This window comes from Cyanobacterium aponinum PCC 10605, from assembly GCF_000317675.1.
Lineage (GTDB): Bacteria > Cyanobacteriota > Cyanobacteriia > Cyanobacteriales > Cyanobacteriaceae > PCC-10605.
In genome coordinates, this window is sequence record NC_019776.1 from 3,620,014 (window position 1) to 3,632,813 (window position 12,800).

Sequence of the window (12,800 nt, forward strand, 5' to 3'; positions counted from 1 at the left end):
TGCTAATTATTAATCATCCATTTGCCAAGGTTGAGTTAAATTACCTTCATCAAGAATTTTTTTCGGTCTTAATATAACTAATAACTGACCTAATATTCGTTGTTGAGGAGAAGAATTAAACCACTTGAAAATCAAATTATCATCCTCTTCTGTCAAAAAATAATGATTTGCATTCCATTCCGTTACAGCTAAATCAACCACTATTAATAATTCTTCTGACTTATTTTGAGTTTCTTTCGGTAAATCTTTCCCCTGACAAAAAATTACAGCAGGTTTTTCCGCCTTCAGAATTACTTGCCAACTAGGAATTGTCACCACAGAAACACTATTTTTTACATTCACAACTCCAAAAGGTTCGATCGCATCTAAAATAGGAACATGATCTAAATCTCTAACTCTCAAAGGAAATCTTCCTGCCACTGGTAAAATACAAGGTAACTCCTCATCACTTTCCAAACGATACATTGGTAATAACGGAGCATTTTGTTGAGGAGTCTGGGCAATATCCGTTAATAAACTCTCAATTTGTTGCCTAGCAGTAGCAGACTGAGCATATTTTAACCCTTCTGCAATCAAACGGGCTTTATCCGCCAAAGTTTTTTTCTGACGAGCATTTTTCCAATATTGATATGCCACCGCATCTCCCGGATTAAGAGTAAAACCACTAGGAGGTTGACTTAAGTGGGAAAACTCCTTCATTGCCTTTGCAATCTCCTTTGCCCCATCTACATCGAGATTTTTTTCTCGGACTAACTTCGCCGCCGATAACCTCTCTTGATGATTTAAAATTCTTAGCTCATATAATACATCAGAACGAGGGCCTCGATAATACTCTAATAAATCCTCTTCTGCCTCTTGTTGTTTTAAACTCTCAAAAACTTTACTCGCAACAATAACTAAGTTTTGATGACTATTTTGTAATCCCGTTTGTTCAAATATTTCTTGATTACTAACCCCATTGTCATGTAATTTCTGACAGGCTTTCCCCCAATCTACCCAACATCCCTCCTTATGTAGCAACGATCTTATTATTTCTTCCTTTTCTGCCGCAGTCAAATTTTGTTGAAGACTATTATTCTCTGTCATAGATTTTTTATTTAGACAATAAACAATTGAAAACCCCAATGATTATTAATTTGGGTAAGGTTTTTTTTCAATACTAACTAATTAATCTTATCCTGAATTAGAGAAAAAATAAGCATATTAGTATAAAGATGTTGTATTTTGTGATCAGTTGTTTGAAAACGTAATATACAGAATAAAGAGCTATGAAAAAACATTTTTACCCTAAGAATTTTTCCTTTCTGTTGATAGGCATATTATTATCCGCCTTCGCTATAGAAACTAACATCAATTTTGTAAAAGCAAATCCCTCCCCGTCAATTGTTGCTCAAACCACTAACGATGAAAAAATTAGAGTAGCAGTATTAGACTTTGACTATAGTGCAGTTAGTAATCCTACTTGGTTAAGCTATTTTAATGGCGGAGCAAAGGGTGTTAGCGATATGATAGTCAACCAACTGGTAGAAACAGGAAAATATCGAGTTATCGAAAGAAGTCGCTTGGATGCAATTCTCGCAGAACAAAATTTAGGAGCTAGTGGTAGAGTAGATGCTAGTACCGCCGCCGAAATCGGACGCTTACTAGGAGTTGAAATGGTGGTAATAGGTTCAGTTACCCAATTTGATATTGAAAAAAGAGGTTCTAACTTTGGTTTATTTGGGGTAAGTGTAGGTAATGAAAGTTCTGAAGCCTATGTAACCCTCAATTCTCGTATTGTTAACACCAATACTGGGGAAATTTTGATGACAGCCGAGGGTAAAGGAGTTGCAAACCAATCTGATGACAATGTTAGAGTTTTTACTATTGGCGGAGGAACAAGTACAAGTAATGAAACAAAGCTACTAACTGTTGCTACTCAAGAAGCAGTAAAAGGTATTGTTTCTAAAATGTCAGAAAATGAAGCTAAATTAGCGGCTGTGCCAAAAGTTTTACCTAATATCGATGCTGTTGTTGCCGATGTGAGTGGGGGGACAGTTGTTTTAAATAAAGGCTCTCAAGATGGCTACCGTACAGGAATGAAAGTTTCTATAGAAAGAGTTGGGAAAGAAATAAAAGACCCAGAAACGGGGAAAGTTATTCGTCGCTTAACTACTGCTATTGGTGTTGTTGAATTATATGATGTCGATACTTCTTCCAGTCTGGGGAAAATTATTTCGGGGAATGGTTTTAAAGTGGGGGATGTTGCTACTCCTAAAGAATAAATAACCTCAATTCGGTTTAAGAATATCCGATAAGGTTAGGTGTCAGGTTGCAGGTGGTAGGGGTTTAATATATTCAACTCTTACGGTGATGGGGAGATAAGGCAGGGCTGTTTCATTTTCGAGAAAGAAAAAAGAGCGGGAGATAGGGGGAGAGGGAGATGGGGGGATTTTTGTTCATAAAGTTTTAACTAATAGAAAAAAATCCTTGTATCTTTTACTCTTACTTAATCTCAGTTAACCTAATTTTTTACTTTGAAACAGCCCTGGGGAGATAAGGGGGGAAGGCAAAAGTATTTAATTAACCTTTCCCTAAGACCCTAAACTAAATACTAGATTGAAGAACCCTACCTTGTAGAAGGATAAGTATTTTTGCTCCCATTTTGATAAATCCTTGCTCAAAGAAGATTAAATTATTATCATAGATAATAACAAGGCTACTGCGTTGGTGACTGCCAATCAAGTTTTTTGATCTATACTTGAATTATGAGGAAACCGACAGATTTCCAGTGGTAGTAAACCGAGCTTTTGTACTCGGAAACGGAAACGGAAACGTTGGTCTCCACCTGGACATACCAGGTCATAAACTGAGGTAAAACGGCGTAGTGGTCTATAATTTTACAATTTGGAATGCTAAGTTGGTAAAGATAAACAAAAATAAAAAAAGATTATTCTCTTTCATTTGTCTATCTCAGCCGTAAATTAAATATACTATGTCACTCTCACATCATCATCAAAAATGAGTTTAGCAGAAATACAGTTTCAGGTTTTGACGGACAAAGATTTGGAACAGGTGTTAGAACTCGATCGGATTTGTTTTGGTGGTTTATGGAGTTTAGACAGCTATAAAAGAGAAATAGAAAGTCCTAATAGTTATTTATTAATCATCACAGTGAATACTCACTCAGGGACAAAAGTTATTGGTTTTGGTTGTTTTTGGGCAATTTTAGAAGAAGCACATATAACAATTCTTGCTATTCATCCTGATTTTCAAGGGCAAGGTTTAGGTAGTCTATTACTGGAAAATTTGCTGAAAGAAGCTGTTAACAGAAAATTGGAAAGGGCAACTTTAGAAGTAGGGGAAAATAACACAAAAGCTATTAATTTATATCAAAAATTTGGATTTAAAGAAGCGGGAAGAAGAAAAAAATACTATAAAAAAACAGGAGAAGACGCTTTAATTTTCTGGAAATCTATAAGGGAAAACACTTAAAACTTGAATGAAAAAAAAGAAATTTAAGGAAATTTAAAACTGAAATCATAATTGATGTAAATAGTTAAGTAAATCTGCCATGTCTTCTGTGGAAGTTTGAAATTTAGGCATGGGGGGAGTTTTTCCACTAATAACTTGTTTAATAATTTGTGAATCTGATTTATGTTTAGTCACGTTAAGTAAGCTAGGGCCTACGTTACCTGCACCATTCAATCCATGACAACCTGCACAGTTTACTTGAAAAATAGCTTCTCCTCTTGTTTTGTTACCTTCCAAAGATAAAACTTCTTGCACATAAGGATCTGAAATAGGAAATAACCACCATATAGTTAAAGATATGAGGACAATAATAACTATTGCCAATATATTCCCAGTGGTTTTATTCTGGGTGGAATTATCATTAAGTTGTGTTTCAAGTAACTGGTTATTCACTAGCTCATTGTTAATTTTTAGTTGACTTAATTAACATTTTGCAATATTTTGTCTCATTCATGCCACTATTTAAGATTTTATGAAGATTTCTGATCGATATAATAAATATTATCGGTTTTCGGTTTATTAATAATTTCTCATAGGAAGAGTCATAGATTAAAATATTAAGAATAGTTAAGCAAGGAGTTGTGGTTAAGGTGAATAAAATAGTTATTCTTGGCGGTGGTTTTGGCGGTTTATATACTGCTATTAAATTAGCTCAATTTCCGTGGCAAGAGTCGAATCCTGAAATTGTTTTAATTGATAAAAATGATCGTTTTTTATTTTCTCCGTTACTATATGAATTAATTACGGATGAAATGCAGAGTTGGGAAGTAGCACCTTCTTATTATGAACTACTCAGCAATACTTCTATTCGTTTTCTTCAAGATACTGTTACAGAGATTGATGACACTGCAAGACAGATTTCTTTAAAAAATAATGGTGATTTATCTTATGATTATTTGGTAATGGCACTAGGAGGAAAAACTCCTGTTAACCAAGTATCAGGGGCATCGGATTTTGCTATTCCTTTTCGCACTTTAGAAGATGCTTACCGAGTTAAGGAGAAATTGAGGGTTTTAGAAAATTCTGATTTAGAAGCCATTAGAGTTGTCGTCGTGGGGGGGGGTTATAGTGGGGTTGAATTAGCCTTAAAAGTGGCTGATCGTTTAGGAAAAAGGGGTAAAATTAGGATAGTTGATAGGGGTTCAGAAATTTTATCAGATTCTCCTGAATTTAATCGAAAAACAGCCGAAAAAGCTCTGCGCGATCGCACTATTTGGACTGATTTAGAAACAGAAGTAACGAATATTACGGAAAAAGACATCAGCTTATCTTACAAAAATCAAATTGATACAATTCCCGTCGATTTAGTATTATGGACGGTAGGAACAAAACCTGTAATGTTAGAGAAAAAATTTCCCTTTGCCACTAATGCTCAAGGAAAAATAGAAATTAACTCTTATCTACAAGTTAAAGATAATTCAGTAGTTTGGGCTTTAGGTGACTTGGTTGAGTGTTATGATCAACAAGGAAAGAAATTACCAGCTACTGCCCAAGTTGCTTTTCAACAGGCGGATTACTGTGCTTGGAATATTTGGGCTACCATTGAAAATAAACCCCTGTTAGCTTTTAAATATCAACCTCTTGGGGAAATGTTAGCACTGGGCAAAGATAGTGCAACTATTAGCGGTTTAGGCTTATCTCTTGGTGGTGGTTTGGGCTATTTAGCAAGAAGGTTAATTTACCTTTATCGTTTACCCACTTTTGAGCATCAAATGGCGGTTGCGATGAATTGGATTACTTCTCCTTTAACTCAGCTTATCGGTAGTGCAAATGAGTAATGAGTAGAAGTCAGGTGTCAGGTGCTAGGAGTTGAATATATTTAACTTTTGGGGTTATGAGGAGAGAGGGAGATAAGGTGTCAGGTTTCAGGTTGCAGGTGTTGGAGAAAGTAATAAGTAACGAGTAATGAGTAATGAGTGTTCGGAGTTATTAATTATTAATTCTTAATTATCAACTATTCACTATTAACTATTCACTATTCATCTTTGCCCCTTGCCTTGCCCAGTTGGAAGTAGTTAACTACTTTAAAACCTTCTGTTAATATTATTTCTTGAACTTTTTGACTACAAAGTGCCTGATATTCTTGATCTGTGAGGGATTGAGGGTGAAAATAGATTTCATTATAAATAGTTTTTATCTGAGGAATTAAGCCTAATAAGTAAGATTCTGACATATTGCCTGTTTGCAGTAATCCATAGACTCTATCTAAAAATTGAACTCCAGATGTTGATAAGGGTTTTTTTGCTGATTTTCTTAACCAACGAAATATATTGGCATAAATAATTTTTAAGATGGGGTTAGTGCGATCGAGTTTTAGGGTAAAATTTAATTCTTCATAAGGAAGACGGATAAATTTGATTTGATATTCTGGAGCTAGTTGTGCCAGAATTTGAATGACGATGGGATGGATATGTAAATGTAGATGTCCATCCACATGAGATAATTTTAATCCTGTTTCCCTAAATAGATCTAATTGTGCCTTAATTTCTCGTTTTAACTCTTGTCTGGCAGAGGGGATAAATTGATATTTTAAACCGGCGATCGCAGCGCTATCATGAAATAATCCTTCTTTATTAACTAAATTAGGTATTTGCTGAGGATTCAGGGCAGATTTACCACAACATAAAACTAAATGTAAACCAACCCCTAAACTCGGATTTTCTTTAGCTAACTTTACGGCAGATTTTGCTTTTTCCGCTGTCACCATTAAACTGGTACTAGAGAGAATACCATTTCGATGAGCTTCTATAATTGCCTCATTTATCTCATCAGAATAACCAAAATCATCGGCATTGACTACTACATACTTATCAGCAACTTTCACTTCTTCACCGAATTATCTGCTAAAAACTGGGGTGCTAGGATTCGAACCCAGGAATGGCGAGACCAAAACCCGCTGCCTTACCGCTTGGCGACACCCCATTGCGTTTAACGCACATTAAATATTATGGCGAAACCTAACCAATTTTGTCAAGAGTAAAAAGATTTTTTTTCAGCTTTGAGAGTCTTAAACCGATAACTTATATATTTCCCGACGAGACAAATTACTATATTTTGCCAATTCCTGACAGGCTTCACTTTTTGTCATACCTTTTGCCATTAGTTGTTCAATTTCTTCTTTTATCTGAGTCGGTGATAACTCCACTATTTCTTGATGTTGGTTTCCCTCTACAATAATGGTAAATTCTCCTTTTGGATTTTGATTTTGATAAAATGCGATCGCATCTTTAATCGTACCTCGCCAAAAATCTTCATGGAGTTTAGTTAATTCTCTGGCTAAGGTGATACGGCGATTATCTCCAAAATACTGAGAAAAATCCTTTAGAGTTTTTAAGAGACGATGGGGGGCTTCATAAAAAATAATCGTCCTTTTTTCCCCTTGTAAATCTTTGAGTAAATTATCTTTTTCTTTCTTTTTCTGGGGCAAGAATCCTTCAAAACAAAACCTATCACTACTCAAACCAGAAGCAATTAAACCATTAATAGCTGCGATCGCACCTGGTATTGGTATAATATTAATTTGATGCTTAATACAAGCTGATACTAAATGATAGCCCGGATCAGAAATAGCAGGAGTACCAGCATCAGTAACTAAAGCAATACTTAAACCATCTTCTAGTTTGGTTAGCAATTCTTGTACACGACTTTGGTGATTATGTTGATGATAACTAATCGTTGGTGTGCTAATTTGATAATACTTTAACAACTTGCCAGTATGTCTAGTATCCTCGGCGGCGATAATATCCACCGATTGTAAAACTTTAATGGCTCGAAAAGTAATATCTTCCAAGTTACCGATAGGTGTTGCCACTAAATAAAGAAATCCACTCATAAATCTGGCTATTTTGCTTCCCGTCGTGATTAATGATTACTAAAAAAAGGTATCAGGTTTCAGATATAAAAATTAATTAAACACTTTTGCCCTCCCCCTTCGATAAGGGGGATAAAGGGTGGTTTCTTTTAAGGGGAGACACAGAGGGGTTTCCCTTTTGCCTCTTGACTCTTCTCTTTTCCCCACCATCATCAAACAAATTAAACGCAAAAACTAGCTTCAATAAATTTGCAGATCAAGACAAAATAAGAGTAAAATGGTAATTTGCTTACTAAATTAAATATTAAATTAACATTAGGAGATAATTATTATGGCTCGTGTTTGCCAGTTGACAGGAAAAAGAGCGAATAATGGTTTTGCCGTCTCTCACTCCCATCGCCGTACCAAAAAGTTACAACACGCTAACTTACAAGATAAAAAAATTTGGTGGGCAGAAGGTAACTGTTTCGTTAGATTACGCTTATCAACTAAAGCCTTAAAAACCCTTGACAAAAAAGGTATTAACGCTATGGCAAGAGAGGCTGGTTTAGACTTAAGACAATTCAAGTGCGAAAACTAAACCATTTTCCTAAGAGTTGACAAAGTTATCTTAAATTGTGAGTAATGGAACAGGTGACTAAATGTCGTTTCTGTCCACACTACCAAAAAATACTGGCTCAACTCTTAATCCCACCACAGAAGAAGGGCGAACAACCATGTATTCTCCCTGAATGTTTTTAATAGGTACATTAATAAAATCTTTAGAATCTGCCTTTGGTACTAACTCTCCACTGTACCACTTTTGAAACTCTTGAATACTGGGAAATCTAACCTCTTCCCTATGACCATTACTGATTAATATATGCACTATATACTCGTCTGGTTTTCTGGGCATAAACTGTTTCCTAATCGTTTATTCTCACGCTAATCTGATCATTTTCTCATAAAATTAGGAAAAAAAATCATATTTTTAGGTTTTTTGACACTCCCCCGACAAATCAAAAGATTGTGTCGGGAGATTCTAGCTTCACAGATTCGTGGCTAGACGAATAAACTCGCCCCCGCTGCGACCATCTCCACTAGCTTTTTCTTGGACGGGCTGTCCGACCGCCACTAAATCTAATCCACGTTTTAAGACCACAAGAGCGGAGGCATGATCTCTCCCTGTGGTGAAACCACATTCAGGGCAATGATGTACCCGTTCCTGGAGGTATTTTCTACCTGTCATAACACCACACTCAGGGCATTCCTGAGATGTGTAGCGATAATCAACCTTCTCGAAGTAAGTATCCGTGCGGAAGCAAACCCACTCCAAGATATTAACGAATTGCCCGAAAGCAAAATCAGCACTGGATTTGGAGAGAAAAGATCTTTGCCAAGACTTAAAATCTAGGTCTTCAACAAAAATCATTCCCGTATCCTGCACCAAATGGTGAGAAAGTTTAAAGTGATAATCTTTCCGATGACAAGCAATCTTAAAGTGTAAACGGGATATACGTTTCTGCAATTCTCGCCATCCACAAGACCCTTTTTGTTTGTTTTTGAGTCTTCGCTGTAGTCTTTTCAACTCCCTAGCATATTTATTCAGAAATCTGGGTCTTGGGATTGATTCGTTATCGCTGGTAACAACCGCCAAAATAAAACCTAAGTCTAATCCTTTGGGATGCCCATGAGGGATTGGCCGGGGAATGTCTACATCTGACTGCAAGGACAATATGACAAAATATCCTGTCGCTTTTCTCACGATTCGGGCTTGTTTTACCAAGAAACCATCGGGAATGGGGCGAGATTGTCTAAATTTAACCCATCCTAGTTGCGGTAATTTAATCCTATTTCCCTGAATGCAATTATTTAACATTTGAGGGAAAACAAAAGATCTCATGCGATTACGATTCTTGAATCTAGGAAAACCTAGTTTTTTCTTTTCACGATCCGCAAAAGCTCGTTCTAGCGTCCGCAATACCTGTTGTTCAACCTGTGCATTAACCGAAGCAATCCTTTCGTTTTGCTTCCTTGCCAAAGTCAAGGATTTTGCTTGTTGATTATAATTAGGATATTTTGTCTCAGGTGATATAATGTACTCCTGTTGAATGGAGCAAGCGTTTACAGGTGATTTTCGTGATCGTACCCAGTCGATTCTTTCCAAGAGCGCAAAATTCCAGATTGAGCGACACACATCTAGCGTATGTTCTATTTGCTCGACTTGGAATTTACTTGGTTTGAGTTTATACTCGTAGGAAAGATTCAACATTTGGGAAACAATTTACCTTTTCTAACATCTTCAGTTATCTACACAGATTTGTCAAGATGTAGATGTCGCTATCCCTCCATTTTTCTGTTGGTCAAAATTCATCTCCCGTTCATTTCAAGGGTATTTTTTCGGGAGAAATTGAACGGGAGTCCTATGAGTGACATTTAAGATAGAGGAATGACAAATGAAGAATTGTTAAACTCTTGCTTTTTCCTAATTCCTAATTCCCTTTGACACCAAAATTTCATACTCCTGTTACTTTTTCATTTTCGTCATGAAGGGGGGGGAGACCACAAACCGATTTCAAATAAGTCCCTAGCCCCTGTATATCCTTGTCCGATAAATAATAGTAAAGCTAAACAATTAAGAATGATGTGAATATTACGCCACTTTAAAGATTTATCTCGGTAAATATCATCAATAATTGCTACAGAAAAAATCATCAATAAAGTGACAATTACACCATAATAATAATGTGACCAATACCACTCATTGGTGCGGCGAAAAATACCATCTTGACAACCTAATATTACTACTCCCATGCCACTCAAAGTTGCAAAAATTCCCCGCCACAATTTGTTTCTAGCACGAAATAAAAGGATAAAAGTAATGATGGTAAAAAGGAAAATCAGAATCAAGAAAATAAATTGAAAAGTGTTGGTTGCCCAAAGTGTATTTTTAACTATATTTTTAGCAATAATTGGTCTTGCTAACCCAATTAAACTAACCGTAACTACTGCGGTGGATAGCCATTTCCCAATTTCCACATGGTTTTTGCCCACAAGGGGAGGAATTTTACTTTTTTCTCCTGCTTTTATTTGTAGTCTCCTTTGACGAGTTTCCCATGCAAAATAGCAAACTATTCCAATCAGAGGAAAAACACTTATTACCACTAATGTGGGATGAATTAAAAGAGTAAATTGTTCTGCTGTCATGACTTTCTGAGAGTATTAAATTAAGTATGTTCAGAAATAAATAATTTCAGTAAAGCGAAACAACTTTATTCTAATAGATGTTTATAAAATTTCTCTGAAAAGGACTATCTGAAATCCGCTTTGGTGATTTGAGCTATGATTTTTTGTTGTTAGTCGAAGGCAAGAAGCAAAGTTAAAAGGGCAAAAGTGAATAGTGAATAGTTGATAATTAAAAATTAAGAATTAAGAATGAAAAACCACGAACTCCTTTACGGGCGAATGGCCATTCGCCCCTACTTCCCCCTCTCGCCTCATCTCCTCATCTCCTCATCCCCCCATCCTTTCATCCTTGACACCTAATCTTATCCGATATTCAATGTCCAGAAATCAATAATTATTTTTACTAAATTAATATTTAGGGTTTTATCGGCTGTAAGCGAGTAACTTTTAATTGAAAATTACCGTTTCCTGTTTGTCCAAATGCTCTAACTCTAATAATATACTTTCCTGTTTCCGCAATTCTGGTAAATAATAAGGAATTTGTGCTACTGTCAGGGGCATCATCATTTTCTGCGATAGTTGTACCGTCTTCTGACATCAATACAACAATACTGTCAAATTCATCAGAGATAAGGTCGATCGCAATTTGGTCACCTTTCTGTAAAAATATATAGTAATCTCTAGCAAATCCCCCTTCTCCAGTGGGAATATCATCAGCAGTTAATTGATCATTAATAGGTTGATTTTCCGGTATCGGTATGGGATTATAAATTTTAGATTGAGCAGTTTGTAATGTTTCCTCCTCTCCCTTCAAGAAGTTACTCTGCTGGTTCACCAAAGGTGCGGCTAGGGTTATCGCATTTTTTCCCCATAGAAGTATGTTAACAATAGCAACCAGAAAATAAAAGAAAATAACAAAATTTATATTTCTAAAAGTCATTTTTTTGATTAGTTATTAACCAGATTTTATGAAAATTAAATGTTTGCTTAATAAAGCAATATATTATTTATTTCTAATCAGTATTAATTGGTATTTCTAAAATAAATTCTGTCCCGTTATCAACTTGATTTTCTAACCATTGAAAAGGACTAATTAACTTAATTTTTATATTAATTTTATCAGCTAATTCTTTAACAATAGCTAAACCTAAACCTGTCCCCGATATGTTGCCATTAATTTGACTCCCTCGATAATGTCTCTCAAATATATGTGTTTGGTCTTCTAAAGGAATACCATAGCCTGTATCTGCAATTTTCACTATGATTTTATCACCTTTGTTCTGTTCAATTTCTATTCTTACTTTACCATTATTAGGGGTATATTTCACAGCATTATCTAGTAAATTATTGATTATTTCTCTTAATGCTTTTTTGTTAGTTAATATGAATTCTGTGTCAATATTTATTTTTTCTAAGACTTGAATATTTTTCTCTTCCGCAATAATTCTTATATTTTCTAACATTGGCTTAATAACATTAATGATATTTACTACCTCTAAATTTTCTATGTTTTCTGTTAAAAAAAAGCTAGTATGAAGAGTATCTAAAGTGAAAATTTCTTCTTCATTTTTTCCTTGCCATTGTTCACTAAAATCGGCAATTAATTCTTTGATGCGATCGCTTTCTCGATAAATGCTTTGACTGGTGCTATAATTAGGATCGTCCACAAAAAGACGCTTAAGTAATAATTTCGCAAAAGTACGAATTGCAGTTAAAGGATTGCGTAGTTGATGTAAAAAATCATCTAAATGATCACTTTCTAATTGTCTAAATTTTTGTAGTTGACTTAACTTTTCGACAGTTATTTGTTGTTTTTGTTCTAAAATACGTGCGATCGCAATTGTGTTGGTAATTTCTTTAATTTGTAAAATTTCTGTGGGTTGCCAAGGAGAATTTTTTCTTGTAGTTGCTAATAATCCTAAAACAATATTTTGATAAATTAAAGGTAAAATAAGTTGATGAGGAGCGTGGGAGTTAGGATAATAATTAATTAAAGGCTCACTATTTTTTTTCTCATCTAAAGCGTCGGAAAAACTATCTTCCCATGGATTTTCTTGAAGAGGGGGTAAACTAGGGAAATGGTGGGAAGAAGAATTTGGATATACTAAAATGGGAATTAATTTAGGTTCTTCTGCTTGGCTATCAGTTAAATAAATAACACTTTCTTGAGCAAAAAATTGTGTAAATAAAAGATTTAATTGAGAATGACATAATTGCAGAAATTCATCACTAATTTTAATATTTTCATCATCTTTATTCATTATCTTTATGTTTTACTAAAATCCTAAGTAATTGGTCTTGGAATATGAGA

At 35.1% G+C, this 12,800-nt stretch carries 13 protein-coding genes, 1 tRNA gene and 1 other RNA gene; 5 read left to right on the plus strand and 10 right to left on the minus strand.

Features of this window, described 5'->3' with window-relative positions; translation table 11 throughout:
* Positions 1 to 9: 9 nt before the first annotated feature.
* Positions 10 to 1,086, minus strand: coding sequence for a RuBisCO accumulation factor 1 (locus CYAN10605_RS15190; RefSeq protein WP_015220830.1), 1,077 nt, complete (start codon positions 1,084 to 1,086; stop codon positions 10 to 12).
* 182 nt (positions 1,087 to 1,268) lie between these two features.
* Here CYAN10605_RS15190 and CYAN10605_RS15195 point away from each other — a divergent pair, with 182 nt between their 5' ends.
* The 3 genes from CYAN10605_RS15195 (at position 1,269) to rimI (ending at position 3,474) form a co-directional block, all read left to right on the plus strand.
* Positions 1,269 to 2,264, plus strand: coding sequence for a CsgG/HfaB family protein (locus CYAN10605_RS15195; RefSeq protein WP_015220831.1), 996 nt, complete (start codon positions 1,269 to 1,271; stop codon positions 2,262 to 2,264).
* Between the two features lie 428 nt (positions 2,265 to 2,692).
* A non-coding RNA gene (ssrS, locus tag CYAN10605_RS18250) (6S RNA) lies at positions 2,693 to 2,877 on the plus strand.
* Between the two features lie 123 nt (positions 2,878 to 3,000).
* Complete coding sequence (gene rimI, locus CYAN10605_RS15200; protein ID WP_015220832.1) at positions 3,001 to 3,474, plus strand: ribosomal protein S18-alanine N-acetyltransferase; 474 nt, start codon at positions 3,001 to 3,003, stop codon at positions 3,472 to 3,474.
* A 45-nt stretch (positions 3,475 to 3,519) separates the two neighbouring features.
* Here rimI and CYAN10605_RS15205 read toward each other — a convergent pair whose 3' ends face one another.
* Entirely contained in the window at positions 3,520 to 3,906 is a 387-nt protein-coding gene (locus tag CYAN10605_RS15205; RefSeq protein ID WP_015220833.1) for a c-type cytochrome, read from the minus strand.
* A 188-nt stretch (positions 3,907 to 4,094) separates the two neighbouring features.
* Between CYAN10605_RS15205 and CYAN10605_RS15210 the strand changes: the two genes are divergently transcribed.
* Positions 4,095 to 5,291, plus strand: coding sequence for an NAD(P)/FAD-dependent oxidoreductase (locus tag CYAN10605_RS15210; protein ID WP_015220834.1), 1,197 nt, complete (start codon positions 4,095 to 4,097; stop codon positions 5,289 to 5,291).
* 197 nt (positions 5,292 to 5,488) lie between these two features.
* Here the strand turns inward: CYAN10605_RS15210 and hpnK are convergent, their stop codons facing one another.
* The 3 genes from hpnK to rsmI form a co-directional block, all read right to left on the minus strand.
* Positions 5,489 to 6,337, minus strand: a complete 849-nt coding sequence (gene hpnK, locus CYAN10605_RS15215; RefSeq protein WP_015220835.1) for a hopanoid biosynthesis-associated protein HpnK — start codon at positions 6,335 to 6,337, stop codon at positions 5,489 to 5,491.
* 26 nt (positions 6,338 to 6,363) lie between these two features.
* Positions 6,364 to 6,435, minus strand: a tRNA-Gln gene (locus tag CYAN10605_RS15220).
* Between the two features lie 85 nt (positions 6,436 to 6,520).
* Positions 6,521 to 7,345, minus strand: coding sequence for a 16S rRNA (cytidine(1402)-2'-O)-methyltransferase (gene rsmI, locus CYAN10605_RS15225; protein WP_015220836.1), 825 nt, complete (start codon positions 7,343 to 7,345; stop codon positions 6,521 to 6,523).
* A gap of 310 nt (positions 7,346 to 7,655) precedes the next feature.
* Between rsmI and rpmB the strand changes: the two genes are divergently transcribed.
* Positions 7,656 to 7,904, plus strand: a complete 249-nt coding sequence (gene rpmB / locus CYAN10605_RS15230; RefSeq protein WP_015220837.1) for a 50S ribosomal protein L28 — start codon at positions 7,656 to 7,658, stop codon at positions 7,902 to 7,904.
* Positions 7,905 to 7,961: 57 nt separating this feature from the next.
* Here rpmB and CYAN10605_RS15235 read toward each other — a convergent pair whose 3' ends face one another.
* The 5 genes from CYAN10605_RS15235 to CYAN10605_RS15255 form a co-directional block, all read right to left on the minus strand.
* Positions 7,962 to 8,219 (minus strand): hypothetical protein, encoded by a 258-nt coding sequence (locus CYAN10605_RS15235; RefSeq protein ID WP_015220838.1) that lies wholly within the window; start codon positions 8,217 to 8,219, stop codon positions 7,962 to 7,964.
* A gap of 132 nt (positions 8,220 to 8,351) precedes the next feature.
* Positions 8,352 to 9,575 (minus strand): RNA-guided endonuclease InsQ/TnpB family protein, encoded by a 1,224-nt coding sequence (locus CYAN10605_RS15240; protein ID WP_015220839.1) that lies wholly within the window; start codon positions 9,573 to 9,575, stop codon positions 8,352 to 8,354.
* A gap of 272 nt (positions 9,576 to 9,847) precedes the next feature.
* Positions 9,848 to 10,510: a DUF4079 domain-containing protein gene (locus CYAN10605_RS15245; RefSeq protein WP_015220840.1), complete on the minus strand. Its 663-nt coding sequence runs from the start codon at positions 10,508 to 10,510 to the stop codon at positions 9,848 to 9,850.
* Positions 10,511 to 10,904: 394 nt separating this feature from the next.
* Complete coding sequence (locus CYAN10605_RS15250; protein WP_015220841.1) at positions 10,905 to 11,429, minus strand: PPC domain-containing protein; 525 nt, start codon at positions 11,427 to 11,429, stop codon at positions 10,905 to 10,907.
* A 73-nt stretch (positions 11,430 to 11,502) separates the two neighbouring features.
* Entirely contained in the window at positions 11,503 to 12,750 is a 1,248-nt protein-coding gene (locus CYAN10605_RS15255) for a sensor histidine kinase (protein ID WP_015220842.1), read from the minus strand.
* Positions 12,751 to 12,800 lie beyond the last annotated feature (50 nt).